This is a genomic window from Paludisphaera mucosa, assembly GCF_029589435.1.
In the GTDB taxonomy this organism is placed as follows: domain Bacteria; phylum Planctomycetota; class Planctomycetia; order Isosphaerales; family Isosphaeraceae; genus Paludisphaera; species Paludisphaera mucosa.
This window is the reverse complement of record NZ_JARRAG010000002.1, coordinates 1118323-1142970: the sequence shown is the minus strand read 5'-3', so window position 1 is coordinate 1142970 and position 24648 is coordinate 1118323. Positions and strand designations below refer to the sequence as shown.

Annotated in this window: 10 protein-coding genes; 6 read left to right on the top strand and 4 right to left on the bottom strand. The window is 72.9% G+C overall.

Going from position 1 to position 24648, the window contains the following annotated elements; translation table 11 throughout:
• Positions 1-42: 42 nt before the first annotated feature.
• A complete protein-coding gene (locus tag PZE19_RS14140; protein WP_277861274.1) occupies positions 43-390 on the top strand; it encodes a lipid-A-disaccharide synthase N-terminal domain-containing protein in 348 nt (115 codons plus the stop codon).
• A 28-nt stretch (positions 391-418) separates the two neighbouring features.
• Positions 419-1957 (top strand): Ig-like domain-containing protein, encoded by a 1539-nt coding sequence (locus PZE19_RS14135; protein WP_277861273.1) that lies wholly within the window; start codon positions 419-421, stop codon positions 1955-1957.
• A gap of 4 nt (positions 1958-1961) precedes the next feature.
• Here PZE19_RS14135 and PZE19_RS14130 read toward each other — a convergent pair whose 3' ends face one another.
• Positions 1962-10235, bottom strand: a complete 8274-nt coding sequence (locus PZE19_RS14130) for an Ig-like domain repeat protein (protein ID WP_277861272.1) — start codon at positions 10233-10235, stop codon at positions 1962-1964.
• Positions 10236-10642: 407 nt separating this feature from the next.
• Entirely contained in the window at positions 10643-12283 is a 1641-nt protein-coding gene (locus PZE19_RS14125) for a dipeptidase (RefSeq protein WP_277861271.1), read from the bottom strand.
• A gap of 168 nt (positions 12284-12451) precedes the next feature.
• Here PZE19_RS14125 and PZE19_RS14120 point away from each other — a divergent pair, with 168 nt between their 5' ends.
• Positions 12452-15382: a PVC-type heme-binding CxxCH protein gene (locus PZE19_RS14120; protein WP_277861270.1), complete on the top strand. Its 2931-nt coding sequence runs from the start codon at positions 12452-12454 to the stop codon at positions 15380-15382.
• A gap of 25 nt (positions 15383-15407) precedes the next feature.
• Here PZE19_RS14120 and PZE19_RS14115 read toward each other — a convergent pair whose 3' ends face one another.
• Positions 15408-17678: a CRTAC1 family protein gene (locus tag PZE19_RS14115; protein WP_277861269.1), complete on the bottom strand. Its 2271-nt coding sequence runs from the start codon at positions 17676-17678 to the stop codon at positions 15408-15410.
• 307 nt (positions 17679-17985) lie between these two features.
• Positions 17986-18432 (bottom strand): hypothetical protein, encoded by a 447-nt coding sequence (locus tag PZE19_RS14110; RefSeq protein ID WP_277861268.1) that lies wholly within the window; start codon positions 18430-18432, stop codon positions 17986-17988.
• 146 nt (positions 18433-18578) lie between these two features.
• Between PZE19_RS14110 and PZE19_RS14105 the strand changes: the two genes are divergently transcribed.
• The 3 genes from PZE19_RS14105 (at position 18579) to PZE19_RS14095 (ending at position 24622) form a co-directional block, all read left to right on the top strand.
• Positions 18579-20879, top strand: a complete 2301-nt coding sequence (locus PZE19_RS14105) for a protein kinase family protein (protein WP_277861267.1) — start codon at positions 18579-18581, stop codon at positions 20877-20879.
• 461 nt (positions 20880-21340) lie between these two features.
• Positions 21341-22981 (top strand): sigma-70 family RNA polymerase sigma factor, encoded by a 1641-nt coding sequence (locus PZE19_RS14100; protein WP_277861266.1) that lies wholly within the window; start codon positions 21341-21343, stop codon positions 22979-22981.
• A 300-nt stretch (positions 22982-23281) separates the two neighbouring features.
• A complete protein-coding gene (locus PZE19_RS14095) occupies positions 23282-24622 on the top strand; it encodes a serine hydrolase domain-containing protein (protein ID WP_277861265.1) in 1341 nt (446 codons plus the stop codon).
• The last annotated feature ends 26 nt before the right edge of the window (positions 24623-24648 follow it).

Below are 24648 nucleotides of genomic sequence, written 5' to 3'. Positions count from 1 at the left end.
GGGCGGCGAAACGACGGGGACTTCGACGAGGCGGGTGGGACCATGTGGGATCCGAGATACTGGCTGGTGGTGGGCTTCGTGGGCCAGGGGCTGTTCACGGCGCGGTTCGTGGTGCAATGGCTGGCGTCCGAGCGTTCGGGCGCGGTGGTGGTGCCGGCGGCCTTCTGGTGGCTGAGCATCCTCGGGGGCTTCGCGCTGCTCTCCTACGCGATCGCCCGCCGCGACCCGGTCTTCGCCGTCGGCCAGTCGATGGGCGTCTTCGTCTACGTCCGAAATCTGATGATCCAGTCGGGCAAGGGGTCGACGCCCCCGAGGGCCGCCGGGGCGTCGACGACGCCCGCCCCCCACTTCCGCGCCGAGGCCGTCGAGCCGGCCGCCGCGCGGGCCTGAGCGTCCGTTCCCCTTGGGAGAGTCGCGCATGTTCCCGCTTTTCAGGAGACAGGTCGAAGGCGGCCCCCGACGGCGCAAGGCCGTGCGGCCGGGAGCGCCCGAGGCGCTCGAGACCCGGCTGGCGCTCAGCGTCGCCTCGCCGGTCGTGATGGACTCGGCCACGACGGTCGACTCCCACTCGGTCGCCGTCCGCTACGACGCCGACCCGACGGCCCGGACGGGCTCGCCCCTCAGCTTCGGCGTCTACCGCTCGGCCGACGCCGCGTTCGACGCCTCCGACCAGCTGCTCACCGTGTACGACGCCCCCGCGTCGGCCGCGACCCCGGGCGCGCACGACCTGACGGTCCCCGTCCCCGGCGGCCTGCCGATCGACGTCGCGCAGCCCTACGTCCTGGTCGTCGCCAACCCGAACGCCCCCGGCGCGACGACCGACCCGGCGCGCACGGCGTCGTTCCGCAAGTTCACGATCGGCGTCGTCGCCCACGGCGGCATCATCAACACGAGCTGGACCTACGGCACCCCCTGGCAGCTCCAGATCGGCCGGCTGATGGAGGACGCGGGCTACGACGCCGTGATCCCCTTCAACTGGATCGACGAGAGCCACCAGCCGGGCCACGCCGCGCCCCAGGGCGCGCGGCTGGTCAACCAGATCCAGAAGATCCTCGACCAGCTCCCGGACGACGCCGTGGTCGACCTGCACCTGATCGGCCACAGCCAGGGCTCGCTGGTCGACACCACCGCCCTCATGAAGCTCGAAGATTCCATGCCGACCCGGTTGCAGGGCGGCTGGATCAAGGACACGCTCCTGGACCCGCACGCGGCCAACAACTACGTCCCGGGCCAGATGAGCACGGCCAAGAACCCCATCGGGATCCTGGCGCGGGCGATCGTGACCGGATACCAGGCCCAGGCCAAGGATCCCACCGTCTACGTCCCCTCGATCGTGGACGAGGCGGAGGTCTTCTATCAGCACACCGACGTCCGCGACGTCACCAAGATCGAGACCAGCGGCTACAACCTCTGGGGCCAGGTGCCGGTCCCCAACCGCAGCGCCTCGCCGATCCACTACTACAACCTGACCCGCACCAACGCCACCCACAGCGGGGCGACGGGCGTGCAGTTCTGGTATCGCAACTTCATCGCCACGACCCTCGCCGAGCAGGCCCCGCTCGTGCAGGAACTCCGGCTCGAGGGGAGCCTGACGAACGCCACGCCGTCGACGTGGGCGCCGACCTCGGCGAGCGAGCAGCAGACGATCGAGAACTGGGGCCCCGACCTGGTCGTCCAGGGCGACCGCCCGACCTTCTCCGGCGCCGCCGCGCCCGGGGCGAGCGTCCGCGTCTACGTGGGCCGGACGTCCGACCTGACGAAGATCAAGGTGCTCGACGTGACGACGGCCGACGCCTCCGGCCACTGGTCGATCGCGGCCGACCAGGACTTCGCCGACGGCCGCTACCGCGCGATCGCCATGGCCTACTCGCCCGACCACCACACCCGCCCGGCCTTCGCCATCGTCTCGATGGCCCCGATGGGCCGCTTCTGGATCGGCGGCGACCCCCGGGCGTGACCCGTCACGCCTTGCCGTGCAAGGGGAGGTGCCGGGCCGGGATCGTCCGTCGGAAGGCGGGCCGGCTGTGGGCCGCCGCGACGTGCAGGCTCGACGCGAACGCCGGCGGCCGTCGGCTCGGGATGGTCTTTCGGCCGAGGGTCGGGGCGGGTCCTGCGAGCTTCGTCCGGTCGACGACGGAGACGAAGTCGCCGCCGGGCCGGCCGTCGCCGTCGCCGTCGAGCGCGTTCCCGGCCAGGTCGACGACGCCCGCCCCGACCCCGGCGCGGACGGCCAGCAGCGACCGCCCGTAGAGGTACAGCCGCTCCGTGGGGCGGAGCGTCACGCTGCGCGTGGCGGCGTCGTACACGGCGTCGCGGAGCGGGATCGGGCGGTCGTCGCGGGTGCCGAGCCGGCCGTCGCGGCCCGGGCCGAGGATCTGGTAGTTGGCGGCGTTCGACGCGGCGGCGGGGTCGAGATCCTCGTTGAACCGGAGGACCAGCGAGGTCGGCTGGTTGTGGAAGCCGTACCGCTCGACCGAGGTCACGACCGGCCCCGCGACGTCGGCCGCGGCGGCGAGGACCTGCACGGTCGAGGTCGCCGAGGCGCTGGCGGCGAAGGCGGCGTCGCCGGCGTAGCGGGCGGAGACCTGATGCGTCCCTTCCGCCAGGCCGGCGATCGTCAGGACGGCCGTCGCGCGGCCGCCGACGTTCGCCAGCGCGACCGTCGACCGGTCCACCCCGTCCACGACGAAGGTCACGCCGCCGGTCGGCAGGACGCCCCCCTCGGCCATGACGATCGCCGTCAGCTTCAACGACTGGCCGACCGTCGCCGGGCTGGGCGTCACGAGCACCTGCGTCGAGGTGAGGCCGGGGGTGGTCGGCGGGGCGACCGTGAAGGCGACGGCCGCCGACGCGCTCGGGTCGAACCCCGTCCCGCCCGAATAGACGGCCGTGACGGTGTGGGCGCCGGCCCCCGCCGTCAGGGTCAAGGTCGCCCGCGCCCGGCCGACGTCGGCCGAGAGCGCCACGGGCGCGAGGGCCTGGCCGTCCACGACGAACGTGACCTGCCCCGTGGGCACGGCCCCGCCCTGGGCCGAGACGTACGCGGTGAACGTGACGGCCTCGCCGGGGGCCGCCGGGTTGGGCGCCGCCAGGACCTGGGTCGCGGTGGCCAGCGAAGCGGCCGAGGCGCGGAGCGTGGCGGTCGCCGCGGCGGCCCGCGAGGCGTCGTTCAGCGACCGGACCTGCACGGTGAGCGCGCCCAGGCCGAAGTCGAGAAGGCGGGCCGACAGCGTGACGGCGCCGACGCCCAGGGCCGGCAGGCGGATGATCGAGAGGGCCGAGGTCGGCGACCCGTCCGGGCGGACGAGCGAGCCGGAGATCGGCCCCGAGGGGCCCATCAGGACCACCTCGAAGGCGTCCTCGGCGTTGCCCGTGTTCGTCACGATCAGGCGGAACGTCCTCGCGCCCGGGCCGGCCAGGACGGCGTCGGCGGGCTCGAACCGGGCCGACACGCCGCCCTGCGCCGCGACCGCCACGCCCACCGAGTCGGCGTCGCGCACCGCGGGGTTGGTGCGCGCCGTGGCCGTCGCCGTCAGCGGGACCGAGCCCGGCAGGGCGTAGCCGAGCGCGCCGACCGCGACCGAGACGACCTGCGAGGCCCCCGGCGCCAGCGTGACCGAGGATGCGCCCAGGGTCGCCGCGAGGCTCGCCGGCCCGGCGAGGGCGAGGTCGAACGTCTCGGCGGTCGTGCCGATGTTGGTCACGGTCACCGCCACGACGCTCCCGGGCGCGGCCGACGTCGGCTCGATCGCCACGCGGACCCCCAGCGAGACCACCCTCAGGACGCCGTCGACCCCGCCGGCCGCGGCGGTGGACGTCGAGGCGGCCGTGATGCGGAACGGGACGTCGCCCACCGCGGCGCCGTCCGGGGCCCGGATCGTGAAGGGGACGTCCACCGCGCCGCCTGCGCCCGGCGAGACGGCGACCCGGTCGCGGTCGAAGGTCGCCGTGTAGCCGGCCGGCAGGCCGGAGATGGCCAGGGCGTAGGTCTCGACCACGCTCCCCACGTTCGTCAGTCGCGCCACGAACCGCGCCGAGCCGCCCAGCCCGGCGATCGCCAGCGCCGGCAGGAGCGCCGCGACGACGCCGTGGGACTGGGGGTCGGCGGCCGCCACGACCGGGAGGCCCGAGAGCGTCAGGTCGCCGTCCACCGTGCCGACGATCGCGCCGGCGGCCGCCTCGACCGTGAAGCCGAAATCGCCCGCGGCCGCGAACGGGCTGGAGATGAGCGTCAAGGGCACGTCCATCGAGCCGTTCGCCGCCACCGTCACCTGGGGCGCGAGCGCGGACCAGCCCGCCGGCAGGCCGAGCACCCGCAGCGTGTACGTCAGCGCCGCCGCCGTCGGGTTCGAGACCCGCACCGTGTACGAGGCCGACTCGCCCGGCCGGGTCGTCTGCGCGGCGGGGTCGAGGGCCAGGATCTGGCCGGCCGCGACCACCAGGGGGGCCAGCGAGAGCCGTCCCGGGGTCGCCTGGCTCGTGAAGTCGATCGTCGTCGCCCCGGTCACGGCGCGGGCCTCGCCCGGCCGCAGGTCGCCGGTCGTCGTCCGCCAGGTGATCGTCCGCGTCGCGGAGCCGGCCGCCAGGTTGAGGTCCCATTCATAGCGGTCGAAGCCGACGCCGGCGATGATGCGCGTGGGCGCGATGCTGAACGAGCCCGGGACCGGCGCGACCCCGCCCGCGTTGGGGATCTCCACGCGGGCCGTGACGGGGATCGCGTCGGCGGCGTCCAACTGATAGATGATCAGCCCGCTGGAGCTCGCGGTGTAGATGTAGCCCCCGTCGCCGTCCAGGGCCTCGGTGAAGGCGGGGATCGTGGTGGTGCTGAACTGCAGATGCTGCGGGTCGCTCGCGTCGACGACGAAGATCTCGGGCAGGTCCGTCGCCCCGCCGGTGCTGGAGAAGGCGAAGAGACCGCCGCCGAGCGGCGTCGAATACGACGTGTACGGCCCGGACGAGGCCCGCGCCAGGGTCTCCGAATGGAGCAGCACGGGGTTGCGATGGTCGGAGACGTCCAGCGTCGCGAGGACGAGGTTGCCGGAGAGGGGGAGGTCCGTGGTGAGGTCCTGCCAGCCCCCCGTCGAGGCGGTCACCAGAGCGCGGTCGCCGTCGACCATCAGCTTGACGGCCATGACCGTCCCCGGGATCACCAGGGTCTTCACGACGGCCATGTGGGCGGGGTCGCTGACGTCGACGACGTAGACGACCCCCTGGCCCGTCTGGGTGTCGTCCCCCCTGGCCGTGCCGCCGGCGACCAGGATCGTGTTCGGGTCGAGCAGGGCGATCCCCCAGAGGTTGCCGTCGCCCCCCGAGATGTCGACGTTCAGGAATCGCTCGATGCCGTCGTTGTTCGTGCCGTAGGTGTTGCGGAGCACCCCGTCGAGGTGCGGCGCGGTCGGGTCGGAGACGTCGATGGAGAGCAGGTCGCCGGTCTGATACTTGATGTCGTTGACGCCGCCGATGAGGAAGGTGAAGCTCCAGAGCGAGACGTAGACGTGCGTGTCGGAGACCGCCATGTGCCAGCCCAGCACGTAGAAGATCGGCGGGGTCTGGCCGAGCAGCTGGGGGGCGGCCGGGTCGGCCAGCGAGTAGATCGAGAGGACCAGCGGGTCGGCGAAGCCGCCGCGGCGCATCGCGTACAGCTTGCCGTCGTGGATCTCGAGGGTGGTGGCGGTGACGCCGAACGTGGTGATCAGCTGCGGAGACGACGGGTCGACGACGTTGTAGACCCGGATCCCCGAGGCCCCGCTCACGTAGACGAAGTCGCCGTTCCGCACGACCCCGACCGCGCCGGGGACGTCGGTCTGCGAGACGACGCCGAGCGGGCCGACCAGCGTGCCCTGGGCCTGGATCTCCAGGGTGCTGGTCACGACGCTCGACCCGGGCGGCAGCTGGTCGCGGTCGAGCGTCAGGGTCGACGAGACGGGCGAGCCGATCAGCAGGCCGCCGTCGCCGACGCCCCCGGGGATCGGGTCGCCGGCGGGAGTCGTCAGCGTCACGCGGAGGGTATACGAGCCGACCGGCAGGCCCGTCGTGTCGAGCGCGCCCAGGGCCGCGGCGGTGATCGAGGTCAGCACGCCCAGCGTCAGGTCGACGGGGGTCGAGGTGCGGACGACCTGGCCGCCGGCGTCGATCACCTGGAACGAGGCGCGGGCCGCCTGCGTGCGGTTGACGGCGTTGAGCACCCGGGCCGCGACGTTCACGGCCTCGCCCGGGTTCACGAACGAGCGGTCGGGCGTCACCGAGACGACCGAGACGAACTCCCGACGGACGCCCAGCGCGCCGGCGACCGACCGGCCGATCGCCGGCGTGCTCCCCGCGATCGTCGCCGCGACGGTGAAGCCGAAGGGCGAGAGGTCGGTCGTCGAGGTCGGCGTGAGGGTCAGCGTCAGCGTCGCGAACGCGCCGGGGGCGAGCGAGACCGAAACCTGGCTCAGCAGCGCGTCGACCCCCGCCGGCAGGCCGGCGACCGAGAGCGTATACGTCGTGGCCTCCGTGCCGATGTTGTGCACGAGGACGGCGAACGTCGACGGCGTCTGGGGCTGGGCCACCTGGTTGGAGGGGAGCAGCGTCAGCTCGACGTTGCCGCGCGCCAGGGCGTCGACGGCCGCGCCGAAGTCGTCGAGGGCGGCGCCGACCGCGACGACGGCCGACTGGATCTCCGCCGGGGTCGTCGCGGCGGCGAGACGGGCCTTCGACGCCGCCACGTCGTCCGCGAAGGCCGAGTAGATCGGGTCGGCGGCGAGCAGCCCGAGGACGGCGTCGAGGCTCGCGAGCGCCTGGCCCTTGGAGACGGGGTCGGCCGGATCGCCGACGAGGTTCGTCATCGCGACGCCGACGTCTTCGAGCCGCGCCGCGAGGTCGGGCTGGCCGAGCCGGCGGGCGTCGGCCGCGGCGGTCGCCGTCGCGGCGGCGCCCGGGACGGCCACGATGACGCTGATCGAGCGAGTGTCGGGGAAGGGCGTCCCGAACTCGGTGACTAGTCGCAGGCCGAGCGTCTGGTTGAGCGCCGCGTCGGCGGCCGGCGTCAGCGTGAGGACGAGCTCGATCACCTGGCCCGGGTCCAGCACCCGTGTGGAGAGCCCGCCGACCGCGAGTCCGCTCGTGGCGAAGCTTTGGAAGTGCACCGTCTCCGCGACGTTGCCGGTCGCCTCGAGCCGCAGCTTGACCTGGACTGGCGTGCCCGGGGACGTGGAGACGTCGTCGCGGTCGGTGGTGACCTTGACGCCGTGGATCGCCGGCATGACGAACGAGGCCGACTGAGTCGTCGTGAGGGTCGGATCGGCCGGATCGGTGATCCGGACGCCGAAATCCAGCGTCGTACCCACCGCGGGGAGCGCGCCGGTCGGGAAGAGGATCAGCCCGATCTCGGCCGTCTCGCCCGGCGGGATCACGACCTCGCGGATGCTGGTCTTTCCGGTGAAGCCGGCGGGGAGGTCGACCATGGAGAGGGCGAGACGCAGGGTCGTCGACCCCAGGTTCTTGATCCCGAGCCGGAACATCGTGGGCGTCTGGGCGCCGTCGATCGGCAGGGTGTAGATCGGGTCGGGAACGATCGCCGTCGCGATTCGATCGCCGGGGGCGGCGCTTGAGCCGAGGTTCTTGAAGGCCTCCAGCGGCAGGGGGGAGAGCAGGAGATCTTCGATCGGCGGGTCGTTCGAAAGCTCGAAGGAGATCTCGATTCCCGCGAGGAACCCCAGGGCGAAGGGCACGTTCGGGCTTCCCTTGGCGAGTTGGATCGCCATGGCGATGAGCGTGCCGACCCAGTTCTTGTACGCGAGGAACTGCTGTACATCGACCGGGAAGCCGTCCTTGTTCCGCTCGACCCAGGCGCCGACCAGCCAACGGGAGATGTTGAACAGGCCGCCGACTCCGATGCCCGCGACCGCCCCGAGGTTGAACTGGATCACACCCCTGATGAACTCGATGTACAGATCCGTCGCGACGCTCTGGATCAACGACGAATGCTCGCCGTTGTCCATCACGTCGACGGCGGCGCCGGAGGTCGGGTCGAACTCGTACCAACCGATCCGGGCCTCGCCGTTGATCTGGACGCTGCTCGCCGGCGCCATGACGGTCTTCCCGGCGTCGAGGGCCTGCGAGATGAAGGCCTTGGCGGGCGCGGAGATCGGCAGGGCGTCGAGCTGATTTCGGTTCTGCGGGCTCAGGAACAGCAGGGGGATGTTCTGGGCCTGGGCGGCCTGGAATACCGTGACGACCCCGACGGGCAAGATCGGGAAGCCTGTGGACGTCTGCGGCGGCGTCCCCATCGCCAGCTGCTCGACGAACGACTCGGACATCGCCCTGACGAGCTGGAATCCGACGTCGGCGACGGCGGCCTGGCCGGGAATCGGGATCGCCCGGATCACGTCGCGCACAAGGTCCATGGAGAAACGGAAGATGACCGTGCCGTCGTCTTGGGGCACGGCCCTCGAGTCCACCGCGATCACCCTCGGGGTGGCGAAATACGTCTCGACGAGCGAGATGTCGGCCAGACGCCGCGTGAACGTGTCCGACAAGATCTGGAACTGGGCGAGCCTGGATCGCGCCATCGATAGGAAGGCGCCTCTCATCACGTCGGTGACTTCTTGCAGCAGGGCGTCCTTCGCCGGCCCGTCCGGAGTCGCGTTCACCCGCTCCATGAACGACGTGAACGCGGCTTGCCTCGCATCGAGCTGAAGCCTCAGCTTCTCCGCGGCCGCCTCGCTGTAGAGGCCCGGCTCGATGCTCAGGGTGGTGAGGTCGAGCGGCGTGATCAGCGGCTGGCCGCTGGGGTCGATCGAGACCTGGCCTCCGCCTCCCAGCCTTGCGGCCGCGCCGATCCGGTCCGCGATCGTCTTCTTCACATCGATGGACGTGCCGTCCGGCGAGGTGATGTGCAGCTTCAGGAAGACCCCGGTGAGCACCTGGCTGCCGAACGGGAAGTTCGTCAGCATCTCTTGATAGGGGGTGCCGGTCAGGATCGGGTCGTCGTTCGACGCGAGCGCCCCGTCGCCCGCCAGCAGGTACGGCGTGTAAGTGTTGACGGTCGCCGAGATCACGAACCCCGAGGTGGTGGTCGAGACCATGTGGCCCAGGGTGATCGGCCGGCCGACCAGCTCGCTGGTCGCGAACTCGTCGCTGAGCACCGTCGCGACGCTCTGGGAAGAGCCGCCGAACAGGTCGCTCTGGGTCAGCTCGCGTTCGACCGTCAGGAAGACCTTGTGCCGCAGGGCGTCGGGGACCTCGGCGAAGGTCGCGGCGGCGGCGGCGAAGGCCGTCCCGATCGTCGCCGTCGCGAAGCTGGGGTCGGCGTCCTGGAAGCCGGCCCCCGCGTCGAGCTGGATCCAGGCGTGGTCGCGGGTCTCGGCCAAAAGGGCGGGGTCGTGGGCCGGGTCGGACGCCGGGGTGCCGGGGTTGAGGAAGCCGACGACCCGCAGGGGGTCGGCGAACATCGAGAGGATCAGCTGCTGCGAGAGGGCGTCGGAGAGCGTCCCCCGGGCGTAGCGGGCCGGGACGCCCGAGGCCCGCAGCAGCGCGACGCCCAGGCTCGCCTGGTCGAGCGAGTTCCCCGCCTCGCTCCAGAGCGTCCCCCGCGCGCCGCGGAGCGAGCCGACGTACGACTCGTAGTCGACGTCCCGGGTCAGGTAGGCGAGGATCTGGGTGGGATCCTGGTCCAACTCGGCCGCCTTGGCCTGGATGTACGGGTCGGCGGGGTCCGCGTCCGGGGTCGCGGCGAGCAGCGCGGGGTCGACGCCGCCGGCGCGCAGGCTGGCCGGCGGGGCGTCGTCCGCGACCGCCCGGCCTTCGAAGACGCCGACCGCATGGGAGCCGGCGTCGATCGCCAGCGCGGCGGCGCTCGCCAGCGTGACCGTGACCTCGACGCTCGCCGACCCGAAGGGCTCGATCGTCCCCAGGTCCCACGACAGCGTCGCCCCGCCCAGGCCGGGCGACGGCGAGGCGGAGATGTAGGCGACGTCGGGCTGGAGCGTCGTGGCCAGTGCGACCCCGGTCACCGCCTCGGGCTGCTGGTTGTAGACCGTGTACTCGATCTTCAGCAGCCCGCCCTGCACGCCGTCGGCCGTCCACGACGAGAGCGTCCGCCCGACGCTGATCACGTCGTCGGCGGCCAGCATCACCCGCTCTTCCAGGGGCTCGAACGCCGCCCGCTTGGGCTTGTTCCGGTCCGGCCGGCGACGGACGGCCGGGCCCGATCGGCCCCGACCGCCGACCGGCGTGCGCGCATGATGATCCATCGCCTGGCCCCCGGGGAGAGATTGCCACGGCCCCGCAGCGGCGGTTCCGGTCCTCGATCAGCCGTCGAAGCTTCGGATTGCAACGACTATGAAAGCTGGGATGGGCAGTATAGCCCACACAAGCTTGGATTTAAGATACACCCGGAAACGGGAATGGCAAGGTGTTGATAATTCACACCCATGTTGCGAAATGTCGACGGGGGCCCGACTTCGGCGCTTCGAGGCAAGAGTGGACCGGCTCGCCGTCGGATGGCGAAACAGGTCCAGAAAGCTGGGCGCGAGCCCGACTCCCGCGTCACTCCGATGAAGGACGAAGGGGCCCTCGCGACGCCTTCCCCCGCGAGGGGGGAAGGTCGTTGAGATTCGGGTCGCGTCGCGATCGACGGCCCCTCGAGAGCGGCCTCTCGTCAGTGGTCGGTCTCGGCGGCCCTGGCCGGGAGCTTGAGCTGCGCGCCGCGGCCGGCGACGACCTGGCGGAGCCATTCCGGCGAGTAGCCGGGGGCCTTGGGCTCGCCGCGGACGTCCTTCTGGTAGCCGTCGACGTGGGTGGTCAGGACGGTTTGGGCCAGCGCCTGCCAGCGCCGGAAGACGGCGTCGGCGGTGGAGACCGAGTAGTTGGTGAGGAAGGTCTGGGCCAGCGCCGGGTCGGCGGCGGCGAGCTTGGCGGCCGTCTCCTCGATCACCGGCTGCATCTTGAGCAGCGCCTCCTCCTGCTCGACCTGGGCCTTGCGGACGTCCGGGTACACCCGCGACCAGCGGTCGTAGGCCAGGTTGGAGACCAGGTTCGTCACCCACCACGCGGAGTCCCACGAGAACTTCTGGTAGTCGCCGTCGGTGTACGAGGCGGGCAGGGCGTCGACGGCGCAGTAGAAGGGCGTGAAGCACGAGGTCGACGCCTCGTCGGGCGTGAACCAGGTCACGCCGCCGACCGCGTCGGGCAGGCTCGCCCGCATCTGGTTGACGACGACGAAGCCGGCCTGCTGCGTCGAGATCGGCCGCTCCCACATGTAGCCCTGGCCGTCGACCTTGAACGTCAGGTCGCGGGCGCGGAGGGGGCTGCCGAACGGCCCGGCGTCGACGCCCTTGGTCATGTCGTACGGGGTCCCCTCGAAGTGGTCGCGCATCAGGCCCATGAGGTCCTTGACGCCCAGGGGGGCGTCGGGCTTGATGAACAGCGGGTAGTCCTCGGAACCCTCCTCGCCGCGGAACCAGGCGTCGGAGAAGTTCGCGGCCGGGGCGGAGCGGCGGTAGACGCTCCAGACCCGCCCCGCGCAGGCGCGGCGGGCGGAGGCCGAGGTGTCGGGGTGGTAGGCGTCGCGGTAGCTGAAGGGCCTGCCCGAGTCGGTCTTGTAGTAGCCCCGGTCGGTCGCGAACTGGACGACGTCGGCCGAATACCGCCAGTTCTCGGGGTCGTCCAGCGGGAACGTCGTGATCCGGCTCATGTTCGCATGGGCCGTGATGCAGCCGTCGGGCACGCGGGCGGCGACCCACACGACGCCCTTGACGCCCGGCCCCTTGCCGATCAGCTCCATCAGCCAGACCTCGTTCTTGTCGGCGATGGAGAAGCTCTCGCCCGAGCTGGAATAGCCGTACTCGCGGCAGAGCGAGTCGACCAGCGTGATCGCCTCGCGGGCCGTCCTGGCGCGCTGGAGGACCAGCAGCATCAGGCCGTCGTAGTCGAGCTGGCCGTCCGGGTCGACCAGCTCCTTGCGGCCTCCGGTGGTGGTCTCGACGAGCGAGAGCTGGTTCTCGTTCATCAGGCCGACGACCGTGTAGGTCTTCTCGGCCTGGCGGACCTGGCCCCGGACCTCGTCGTCCTCCCACGCCTTGACGTCGACCATCGTCCCGGGCGGATGCACGCCGCCGGCGACGCGCAAAAGTTTGGGCATGAACGGCGCGTCGGCCGAGTACGTGACCATCACCGAGCCGTCGCGCGACGCGCCCCGGCTCACGAGGATGCTCGTGCAGGCCCGCGCCGACGCGACGGCCGAGGCCGCCAGCGCGCACGCGACGAGCCCGACGTGGAGAACGTGCCGATCCCGATTCATCAGACCTCCCTTTTCCTTCGCCCCCGATCCCCCGGCCTGGGATGAGCCTTCGAGGATAGGTCCTGGCGTCGCTCCGCACAATCCCCGGCGCGGGAGGCCGGTTGCATCGCGGCCCCGCGACGCTACAGTGAGCGCATCCGCCCGGGCTCCCGCCAGGAGACTTCGACCATGCCCCGCCGACCCCCCGCCGCCGTCGTGCTCGTGCTCGCCCTCCTCTCCTCGCTGGCCGCGTCGGCGGCGGCCGAGGAGCCCCGGCCGCCGCTCTCGCCCGCGGCGGCGCAGGCGCTCTTCCGCGTCGACCCCGGGCTGAAGGTGCAGCTGGTCGCCGCCGAGCCGCTGGTGATCGACCCGGTGGAGATCGCCTTCGACGAGCGGGGGCGGATGTGGGTCGTCGAGATGCGCGACTATCCCGACGGGCCCCCGGACGGCGGCCGGCCCTTGGGCTGCATCAAGATTCTGGAGGACGCCGACGGCGACGGCGTCTACGACGGGGCGACGGTCTTCGCCGACGGCCTGCCGTTCGCCAACGGCCTGATCCCCTGGCGCGACGGGGCGATCGTCACGATGGCGCCGTCGATCGAGTTCCTCCGCGACGCCGACGGCGACGGCCGGGCCGACGCCCGCGAGACGCTCTACAGAGGCTTCGCGACCGAGAACGTCCAGCTCCGCGTCAGCCACCCGTCGATCGGGCTCGACGGCTGGCTCTACGTCGGCAACGGCCTGCGCGGGGGGCTCGTGAAGGCCGAAAACGCGAAGGGCGAGCCGATCGACCTCTCGGGCAAGGACCTCCGGTTCGACCCCGCGCGCGGGCTCGCCGAGGCCGTCTCCGGCCCTGCGCAGTTCGGCCTGACCTTCGACGCCTGGGGGAACCGGTTCGTCTGCGAGAACCGCCACCACCTCCGCCACGTCGCCTTCCCCGAGCAGGCCGCCCGCCGCAACCCCCGGCTCGCCGTCGCCCAGGTCCTGCAGGACGTCCCGATCGACGGCGAAGGGGGTCGGGTCTTCCCGATCAGCCGCTACTGGGTGACCTCCTCGCTGCACGCCGGCCAGTTCACCGCATGCTGCGGCGTCCTGATCTACGGCGGCGACGCCCTGCCGGACGCCTACCGCGGCGCGGGGTTCACCTGCGAGCCCACCGGCAACCTCGTCCACGCCGAGGTCCTGGAGCCGGACGGGGCCAGCTTCCGCTCGCGGCCGATGCGCGAGGGGGTCGAGTTCCTGGCGACGACCGACCCCTGGTTCCGGCCCGTGAACCTGACCGTCGGGCCCGACGGCGCGCTCTACGTCGTCGACATGTACCGCGCCGTCATCGAGCATCCCGAATGGATGCCCGAGGAGCTGAAGAACCGCCCCGACCTGCGGCTCGGCGACGATCGGGGGCGGATCTGGAAGGTGGTTCGCGCGGACGCGAAGCCGGCCCCGCCGGAACGGCGGCGGATCGCGGCCGACGCCGACGAGATCGCGCTCCTGGGCCATCGCAACTCCTGGCATCGCGACGTCGCGCGGCGGCGGCTCAAGCAGGCCCCCGAGGCCCTCCCCGCCGATCGCCTGGCCGCCCTCGTCGCCGGCGAGGGCGAAGGCCTGGCGCGGGTGCAGGCCGCGTGGCTTCTGGAAGCCGCGGGCAAGCTGACGGACGACCTGATCGTCGTCCTGCTCGACGCCGGGGAGCCTCGCGTCCGCGAGCAGGCCGCGCTGCTGGCCGGGCCAAGGGTCGCCGCGAGCGAGCCGGTCCGCGATCGGGTCCTGCGACTCGCCGACGACGCCGACCCGCGGGTGCGGTTCCAGGCCGCGCTGGCGCTCGGGGGCTGGGACGACGCCGGCAAGGTCGAGGCCCTGGCGACGATCGCCGTGACCGGCGCGGCCGATCGCTGGACGCGGCTCGCCGTCGCCAGCGCGCTGCCGGACCACGCCGCCGTCGCCTTCGCGAAGGTGCTCGACCGCATCCAGGCCGCCCCCGCCGACCCCGACCGGCTCGCCCTGGTGGATGAGCTGGCCGCGCTCGTCGGCGCGGGCGAGGATCCGGCCGAGGCCGCGACGCTCGCCGCCGCGCTCGAAGCCCTGGCCGGCCCGGCCGCCGACGCCTGGCGGCTGGCGGCGCTCGACGGCCTCGTGGAGGGCGTCGCCCGATCCCGCACCGCGTTCGGGCCCTTCCTGGAGACGCTCCCCGGCCCGACCGCCGCCGCGATCCGCCGCATGCTCGCCCGGTCGTCGGCCCTCGCCGCGGATCCCTCGGCCGACCCGCCCGGCCGGCTCGCCGCGGTGCGGCTGCTGGCCTTCGCCGGCTTCGACGAGGCCGAGCCGGTCCTCGCGAAGCTCCTGACGGCCGACGCCGACCAGGACGTCCGCGCCGCCGCCGCGAGGTCGCTCGGGGACCTCGGCCGGCCCGAGGCGCTCGACCGCCTCATCGAGCCCTGGCGGACCTTCCTGCCGGGCGTCCGCCGGGCCGCGGCCGACGCCCTGCTGCGCGACCCCGCGCGGATCGGCCGCCTGCTCGACGCGATGGAGCGAGGGAAGGTCCTCCCCGGCGACCTCGACGCCTCCCAGTCGCAACGGCTGCTGGCCCACGCCGACCCCGCGATCCGGGCCCGCGCCGAGAAGCTGCTGAGCCGCCCCGGCGGGCGTCGCGAGGCGATCGAGGCGTACCGGCCGGCCGTGGCCGCCGCCGGCGACGCGACGCGCGGCCGGGCCGTGTTCGAGGCCAACTGCGCGACGTGCCACCGCGTCGCGGGGATCGGCGTCGACGTCGGCCCCGACATCGCCGACACCCGGGCCCGCACCCGCGAGGCCCTGCTCGCCGACATCCTCGACCCCGACCGGGCCATCGACGGCAACTACGTCGCCTACGCCGTCGCCACCACCGACGGGTCTGTCTACGACGGCGTCATCGCCGCCCAGACCTCCTCCAGCCTGACCCTCAAACGCCCCGAGGGGAAGACCGAGGTGCTGCTCCGCTCGGCCATCGACGAGGTCCGCTCCACCGGCCGTTCGCTCATGCCCGAGGGCTTCGAGGCCAAGATCCCCGTCGCCCAGATGGCCGACCTCCTGACCTTCCTGAAAGACTGGCGCTACCAGGACGGCGCCGTCCCGCTCGGGCGCTGAGCGGGACGGCGGCGAGCCCCGTCGATCACTTCCGGAGCGCGACCGCCTGCGGCCGGCCGTCGAGCGTGCGGTAGTCGGCCGCGAACTCGGTGATCTCGATCACGCGGCCGGCGGGGACGTCGCGGAAGGTCTGGGTGGTCTTGCTGGTCGGCCAGTAGACCTCGATCAGGGCGGCCCCCTCGGCGTCGGCCAGGCCGATGGTCTGTTCGAGGGCGTTGGCCCCGAAGCTGCTGCCCGAGCCGACGGTCCGGTGGACCGCCTGCGGCTTCGGTCCGGCGGACACGACCTTGATCCGCGCCCCGATCGCCGCGCGGTTCGTCTTCACGCCGACCAGCTTGATCGTCAGCGAGCGCCGGCCCTGGCCGGGGTTCTGGAACAGGACGTTGTGGTAGCGGTCGCCGTCGACGGCCCCGCCCGTCTGCGCGAAGAGGTCGACGTCGCCGTCGCGGTCGTAGTCGCCGCAGGCGACGGCGTGGCCCTTCTGGAGGTGGCCGACGCCCGCCGAGCCCGTCACTTCCGAGAACCGCCGGCCCTCGACGTTCTTGAACATCCGGTTGGGGATCAGGGTCGCCATGCTGGGCTCGCCGGTGCCCAGGTAGAAGTCGAGGAAGCCGTCGTTGTCGAAGTCGGCGAAGTTGCTCCCCATCGTCGAGAAGCACATGTCGAGCCCGGCCTTGCGGGTCTCGTCGACGAACTTGCGGCCCTCGACGTTGCGGTACAGCCGGTTCGGGTAGCGGCCGTGGGGGCGGCCCAGCAGCCCCTTGACCACGTCGCCCAGCGAGCGGTCGTAGCACGTGGCGAAGACGTCGACCCAGCCGTCGTTGTCGTAGTCGAAGGCCCAGCACGAGAAGCCGGTCATCGGCCCGCGCACGCCCATGGCCTCGGTCGCGTCGACGAACTCGCCGCCGTCGTTGCGGTAGAGCTGCGACAGGCCGTTGAGGAAGCTGGCGAACAGGTCGGGGTCGCCGTCGTTGTCGAAGTCGACCCAGCAGGCCCCCTTGCAGAAGGTCCGCGAGGGGTCCGCCAGGCCGACCTCGACCGTGGCGTCTTCGAAGGCGCCGTCGCCCTTGTTGCGGTAGAGGCGGTTGGTGCGCCGCTCCTCGCAGACGAACAGGTCGACGTCGCCGTCGTTGTCGTAGTCGGCCCAGGCGGCGGAGTTGGAGTTCATCGCCTCGGCGAGGCCCGCCCGGTCGGTCGCGTCGACGAAGACGCCGCCCCCCTGGTTCTTCAGCAGCGAGGGCCGCATGGGGGTCTTGAGCCAGGCGCCGCGGGGGATGAAGACGTCCATCAGGCCGTCGCCGTCGTAGTCGGCCTGCACGCAGTAGAGGCCGCCGTACTGGCCCGCCAGGCCGGCGGACGCGCCGCGGTCCTCGAAGGTGCCGTCGCCCTTGTTGCGGAAGAAGCCGGCGGCCTGCTTGGGGTCGAACGAGGTCATGAAGAGGTCGAGCAGGCCGTCGCCGTCGAAGTCCTCCATGATCGCGCCGCCGGCCTGGTCGTAGCGGTTCACGCCGGCCGCCTGGCCGACGTCGCGGAACCGGCCGATGTCGAACTCGGTCTTCACGTAGCGGTCGAGGTCCAGCCGGAACCGCGGGTCGACCCCGTCGGGGTACTGGCCGAGCGTCATGTGGGCGATGTTGAGCAGCCACATCGCCTCCAGGTCGTCGGGGAACTTCTCCAGCAGCTCGGTGAAGAAGCCGATCGCGGCCTTCGAGCCGGTCGGGTCCTTGTGCCGCGCCGACTTCGAGATCGGCAGGATGCAGGAGCTGTCCCCCCGGCACATGACGCAGTTGTCGTTCTCGCCCCGCCGCAGCGCCGCGACCCCCTGGAAGTAGACCAGGCTGGGCAGGAACTTCACGCCCAGGGCGTCGTCGGCCTCGGCCAGCGCGCGGGCCTTGGCCAGCACGCCGCCGGCGGCGACCGGATCCCCCTCGGCCTGGAGCAGGGTGGCCCAGGCGACGTCGTGGACGACCCGGGAGCCGAGCATGACGCGGCCCGAGGCGTCCTCGCGCTCCATCTTCTCGATCGCCCGCCTGCCGACGCCGACCCAGTGCTCGCGGATCTCCGCCAGGGTCGCCGTCGGGGCCCAGGGCTCCACCGCGGAGGTGATCATCGAGAACCCGCTGGTGTCGATCACGCCCCGCTTCTGGTACGGCAACCGCCGATCGGCCATGGCCTTGACCGCCGGCCGGGGGAGGAAGACCTTCACCCCGGCCCCGAGCGCCCCGATCGCCACCAGGCCGACGAACAGCGTCGCGCCGACGCCCTTCCTCCGGCGCCACCTCGTCTCGTGCTGCATCTCACGCCCTCCTCATCGTATCGTCGCGAAATATAATGGATCGATCATCGATGCGAATCGCCGGCGCCCGTCGGCGCGGCGCGGCCGTGCGACGTCCCGCCGCGCACGATGGCGGCGCGGGACGAACGGATCGCGGACGGCCGCGCGCCGGGGCCGTGAGCCGGGAGCCCGTCCGAAGCGGATCAGGCGTGCGCCGGCCCGGCGCCGCCGCGTTGGGACGCACGTTCCGGGGCTTCCGGCTCGGCGCGCCGGGGCGACGCCTCACGCGCGATGCGCGAGGCGGCCGGACGGCGGGCGCGGGCGAAGGTCAGGCGGCGGGGCGTCGAGGGGGGCGGTCGACGCCGGCCGGGGCGGAGGAGGGGTGGAGCGGCGCGTCCTCGAACGAGGCGAGGGAGCGCCCCGTCCGGTCGCGACGGGGGGCCGCGGCGGTGTTGCACCACAGCTCGCGCCCGAGGTCGGGCGCGACGATCGCGGGGGCCAGGGGGACGCCCGGCCCTCCCGAGCAGGAGGGCCCGGAGCAGGGGGGGACGCGGCCCGGCGGGGGCGCGTCCGACGCCGAGCCGTCCCGGGCGTCGGCGACGCCCGACAGCTCGGCGAGCGCCCCCAGCCCGAACGCCCCGGGCCGCGCGACGGCGTGGCCGCGCGACGCGCAACCGGCCTCGGCCGACCTCGGCGCAAGGGCGGCGAGCGCGAGCAGGGCGAGGAACGCCGCGGGCGCGAGGGGCGTCGAAGGTGGTCGGCGTCGTCGGGTCATGTCGGCTCGAAGCCGGGGCCGGAAGGCCGCTGGGGGAACGCACGCACGAAGGGAGACGCTATGATGATACCGTCCGATCGCCGGCATTCAAGTCGAAAGCCTCGATCGTATCGTTATGTGTTGCAGCATCGGGAGCCGTCAGTCTCATGAGCCAGGCCGAGGAAGAGCGCGTCGAGGACCGTCCGGATCCGCTCGAAGACTCCGCGCTCGAGGCGATCGCGGCCGACGCGATCGGCGATCCGGCGGGGCGGGGGGGCGAGACCGGGGCCGACGAGGACGCCGGGCCGATCGAGCCGATCGCCGCCCGCTGCGACCGCCTGGGCCTGGACGTCCCCGCGCGGCTGCGGCTGTTCCAGGCGGCCTGCCGGATGGTCCACCGGGCCCACCAGCGGGGCCGGATCTTCGGCGACCTGCGGCCGTCGCGGCTGGGGACGACCGCCGCGGGCGAGCCGGCCGAGATCGCGGCGGGCGAGGCGGACCCGGACGCGCTCGACGCCTGCACGAGCCCCGAGCAGGTGCTCGGCGAGGCCCCCACCACGGCCGCCGACGTCTACGCGCTGGGGGCCGTGCTCTACGAGCTGCTGACGGGACGGCCGCCGATCGCGGTCGACCCGGCGGACCCCTCGGCGACGGCCCTGGCGATCAGCGAGCAGGCCCCGGAACGTCCCGGCCGCGCCGCGACGGGCGAGCGCCGCCGGGAGATCGGGGCGGACCTGGACGCGATCGTGCTGGAGGCGATCCGCAAGGAGCCGGAGCGGCGCCACGCCTCGGCCGCGGCCCTGGCGGACGACCTCGACGCCTACCTCGCCGGCCTGCCGGTGCGGGCGGCCCGGACGTCCGAATGGGGGCGGGTCGTCCGGTTCGTCCGGCGCCGCCGGTGGGTCGCGGCGGCCCTGGCGGCGACGGTCGTCGGCATGCTCGCCTGGGGCGGATGGGAGGCCTTCCGGGCGCGCAGCTTGCTCCGCGAGCGCGACCGGGCCGCGGCGGCGGCCGCCTCGGCGCGTGCGGCGATGGCGACGGCCCTCGACCGCCTGGCCGACGACGAGGCCGCCGAGGGCGACGCCCGCGGCCTCCGGCGCGAGCTGCTGGAGGCCGCCCGCGGCTACTACGAAGGCGTCGTCGCCGCCGCCGGCCGGAGCCCGGAGACGCTGGCCGAGGCCGCCGACGCCCGCACCCGGGTCGCGACGATCGACGGGGCGCTGGGGCGGAAGCCCCAGGCCGCCGCCGGCTTTCGAACGGCGGCCGACCTGTGGAAGTACCTGGCCGCGCGCCACCTGGGCGACGCGGGCTTCGCCGAGCGGCTGGCCGAGTCCCGCGCGGGGCTCGGCCGCGCGCTCGACCCGGGCGGGGCGGGGCCGGCGGCCGACGCCGCCCTGGCGAGCCTGGAATCGGCCCGCGCGGGCTACCTGGCGCTCGCCGACGCCCGGCCCGACGAGCCCCGGATCCGCCGCCGCCTGGCCCGGGTGATGCACGACCAGGCCGTGATCCAGCGCCGACAGAAGCAAGGCCAGTCGGCCCTGGGCTCGATCCGGTCGGCGATCCGGCTGCTGGAGGAGCTGAGCTGGGCCGAGCCCGGCCGCCCCGAGACGCGGATCGAGCTGGCCTCGGCCTACGCCCTGCTCGCCCGGACGATGAGCGACCGCGAGGACGGCCTGCCGACCGCGGCGCTCGCCCTCGACCGCGCGATCCAGGTCCTGGACGCGACCCCGGGGCCGGCGAAGGACCTTCCGCGGATCGCCCTCGACACGGCCGCGCGGCTCGTGGACATGGCCGACCTCCAGCAGTCGGCCGGCCAGGCCAAGCCCGCCGCCGAGGCCATGACGCGCGCGACGGCCGTCCTCGAAGGCCTGGCCGCGAAGTTCCCCGCCGACCCCGCCTACCGGGCCGAATTGGCCTCAGCCTACAACCTCGACTCCGAGATGCTCCGCGGCCGCGGCCAACGCGCCGAGGCCATGGCCCGCGCCGAGAAGGCCCAGGCGCTCCTCGAACGGCTGACCGTCGAGCGGCCCGACGAGCCCCGGGACGTGACGGCGCTGGCGTTCTCGCGGCAGCTCCGGGGCCGGCTGCTCGCCCAGGAGGGCCGCCTCGCCGAGGCCCTCAAGGCCTTCCAGGGCGCCGCCGACCTGCTCGAAGGCCTGAAGGAACGCGACGCCGACGACGCCTACGCCCTGGCCTGCAACCTCTCGCTCGGCCTGACCCTGATCGGCGTCAAGGACGGCGGCAAGCCGATCGAGGACGCCGAGGATCCGGCGCTCGGCCCCCACGACCGCCTCCGCCGCAACGTCTACGCCCGACGCGCCGTGAGCGCCCTCCGCCAGGCCGTCGCCCAGGGCTTCGACCGCCTCGACGTCTACCTCCACGACCCCGCCCTCGACCCCCTGCGCCCCCGCGCCGACTTCAAAAAGCTCCTCGCCGACCTCGCCGCCAAACAGTCCCCCGCCGGCTGACCCCCCGACCCCCTCTCAACGTCCTTCCCCCCTCGCGGGGGAAGGTGGCCGAAGGCCGGATGAGGGGGAAGACGAGCACGCAGCTCGCCGGACATCGAGCCCGCCCGCTCCCCAACCAAGGCGACGGACTCCGCCCCGTCCGATCGGCTTCGATTCGGCTTCCTTCGCACCGTCGACCATCGAACCCATCGGACGCAAGAGCTTATCGATTCAGGATTACCGTCGCGAAATCGGCCCCATCCGCCGCTCCCGCCGTTTTCATTTTTTCGCCCCCGTCGAACCCCCGCCTCTCATCTCGAATCGAAACCCGATGCGTCGAGGCCGGCGGCCTCATTAAGCGACCGTGGTCCACGATCGCCGGTTGCGCACGCGGAAACCGCGGAAAATCGCCTTCCTCGCGGAAATCGAGACCTGCGCGGCGGACCGCTGCAGTAGCCTCTGAGGAGGGAGGGCGAGGCGACATGCGGCGATCGAAACGGTGGACGGGCCGGGAGGTCGAGCGGCTGCTCCGCGACGGGGTCGACCCGCCGGGAGGCGACGCGCGGCTCTTGCATCGGTACCTGGCCGAGCGCGACGAGGCCGCCTTCGAGGCGATCGTCGACCGCCACGGGCCGCTCGTGCTGGCGCTCTGCCGACGCTACCTCTACGACCCCGCCGACGTCGACGACGCCTTCCAGGCGACGTTCCTGGTCCTGCTGCGGAAGGGGGCCGGGCTCCGCGACGGCGACGCGCTGTCGAGCTGGCTCTACGGCGTGGCCCGTCGCGTGGCGGTCCGCGCCCGCTCCGACGTCCTCCGCCGCCGGGCCCGTGAGGGCGGGCCGGATAAGGTCGACGAGGCCGTCGCCGATCCCGAGCGGCCCGTCGACGACTCGCTCGAGACCCTCGATCGCGAGCTGTCGCGGCTGCCCGAGAAGTACCGCGCCCCGCTGGTGCTCTGCTACCTGCGCGGCAGGACCTACGACCAGGCGGCCGCCGAGCTGGGCTGGCCGTCGGGCACGGTGCGGAGCCGGATGGCGAAGGCCCGCACGATCCTCCATCAACGCCTGACGCGCCAGGGCGTCGACGCGTCCGCCTGCCTGGTCCTGCTGAAGGCGGACCTGGCCGCATCCCTCGTCCCGCCGTCGCTCGTCGCGGCGACGGTCGCCGCCGCCGGCCGGTTCGCGGGCCTCGGCGGCCTGGCCTGGCTCGCCTCCGCCTCTTCCCCCTGGCCGGCCGCCGCGCTGGCCCAAGGAGCGATCTCGACGATGTCCCCATCCCCGTGGAAGCTGCTCGGACTCGCCTGCACCTCGGCCGCCCTGAGCGCCGGGGCCTTCGCCGTCGCCTCCGGCGCCCTCGCCGCGCCCGGAGCCCAGGACAAGCCCCCCGAGGCGCAACAGGACGCCGTGAAGATCGAGAAGGTCGCTCCGGTCGTTGACACGAAGACGGAAGTCATGAAGACCGAGGCGCCAGAGGTCTCAGTGAAGGCCGAAGAGAAGCACGTCCCGGCCCCCGTCGACCAGCGACTGGACGCGCTGGAGGCGAAGCTCGACCGCATGGCCGCCCTGCTGGCGAGGCCCGCCCCCCTCCCGCCGACGGCCGTGGAGCCCAACGACCGCATCGCCGCCGCGGCCCCGACTCCGCCCGGCACCAGGAGCGTGCGGGAGATCGAGGCCGAGCTCGTCAACGCCTACATGAACTACCAACGCTGCCGGAAGCTGGCCGAACAGCACGTCGTCTCGCAGGAAGAGCTGGAACTCGCCGTGCAGCCGATCCGCGTCATCATGAGTCGGCTCCTGGAGATCAAGGATGAACAAGAAAACGTAGTCCGAAAACTAAAATATATGGATGAAGAATATAGGTGGCATACGGATCAACGCAACGTGTTGATGGAGAAGCTGACCAAGGCGAAGGGTGACCCTGTAACGGTCGCGCAAGTCTCAGAAGAGCTTCGAGCCGCGGAGGCGTCGATCGAAAGAAACCGGCAGGAGATCAACGCGATACAACGCGGGACCTTCTCGATCGATAATCAGTCCCGCATGGCCGAAAGATTGATCGACTGGACGAAAAAGCGTCTCCCGGACATGAAGATGTCCATCGACGACATCCGCGAGGACCCGAAGTGATCGGCCGTCCGCGCCGTCTCCCCTCGTGGCGATCTGTCGAAAGCACCGAAGCGGAGGAGGGGCGGATCGTCCTTCTCCCCTCGTGGGAGAAGGTGGCCCGCAGGGCCGGATGAGGGGGACCCAAATCGTAGGGTGCTCGGACTTCGAGGCCGAAGCGTGACCCGAGAAGAGAAAGCCGTCGTCGGATGACGAGCCCCTCATCCGGCCTGCGGCCACCTTCTCCCACGAAGGGGAGAAGGACGATCGCGCGGGCTCAGGATCGACCTTTCGGGGCGGGCCGGCGGCGGGGAGGTCATGACGGTGGGGACGATCGAGGTCGTGCGGGCGGAGGCCGACGAGCAGGCCGCGCGTTATCTTCGCGCGGCGGGGAACGTCGGGCTGGCGATCGGGCTCCTGGCCGGGGGCGAGGAGGTCGCGCTCGGCTACGGCGAGACGGACAAAGGCTCGGGCCGGGTCCCGGACGGGCGGACGGTGTTCGAGATCGGGTCGATCACGAAGGTGTTCACGGCCTTGCTGCTGGCCGACGCGGCCGGGAGCGGGGAGGTGCGGCTGGACCGGCCGGTCGGCGAGCTGCTGCCGGCGGGCGTCCGCATGCCGGCCTACCGCGGCGAGCCGATCACCCTCGCTCACCTGGCCGAGCACACCTCGGCGCTCCCCAGGCTGCCGGGCAACCTGGGGGCGACCATCAAGGACGCTAAGAACCCGTATCGCGACTACGGAGTCGAGGACCTCCACGCCTACCTGAACGCCGCGAGGGTCGGCTTCCCGCCCGGCAGCGGCGCGTCGTACTCGAACCTCGGGGCCGGGCTGCTCGGCCACGTCCTCGCCCTGCGGGCGGGGGAGCCATACGAGGACCTGCTGGCCGCGCGGGTGCTCCGCCCGCTCGGGTTGGCGGACACGGCGATCGCCCTGTCGGCCGACCAGGAGGCGCGGATGGCGCCGGGCCACGATGCGAAGGGCGAGCCGACGTCTCGCTGGGACCTGCCGACCTTCGCCGGGGCCGGGGCGCTGCGGTCCACGGTCGCCGAGATGCTTACGTTCTTACGCGCGAACCTGGATCCGGCGGCGACCCCGCTGGAGCCGGCGCTGCGGGAATGCCAGGCCCCCCGGCCGGTCGCCTGGCGGCGGCGGATCGGGGTCGGCTGGCCGCACGCCCTCGGCCTGGCGGCCGCGTCGCTGCTGGTCCAGTGGTCCGTCCCCGTGCCGCCGGGGAGCGCGACGTTCCTGGCCGCGGCCCTGCTCCCGGCGCTGGCGGCCCTGGCGTGGAAGGGCTTCTGGTCGGGGGCCTGGGCGGCGGCCGCGACCTGGGCCGGATGCATGGCGCTCTGGGGGTCGCAATTCGGCTGGCTGCCGGCCGGGACGACCCTGTTCGTCGTCGTAGGCCTCGCCGGGCTGCTAAGTGGCTACATCCCCCCGACGGGCCGGGTCCGCCTGGGCTGGCAGGAGGCGACGGTCGGGGCCGGGGCGACGGCCCTCTGGCACAACGGCGGCACGGGCGGGTATCGCAGCTTCATCGGGTTCATCCCCGGTTCGCGCGTGGGCGTCGCGGTCCTGTCGAACTCGGCGAACGACGTCGACGCGATCGGGCTCGCCTTGCTGGGCCGCCTCGCCGCCGCCGCCGGGGACGGGCCGAAGCCCTGACCCGGCGTTCGGCTGGCGCGATCCTC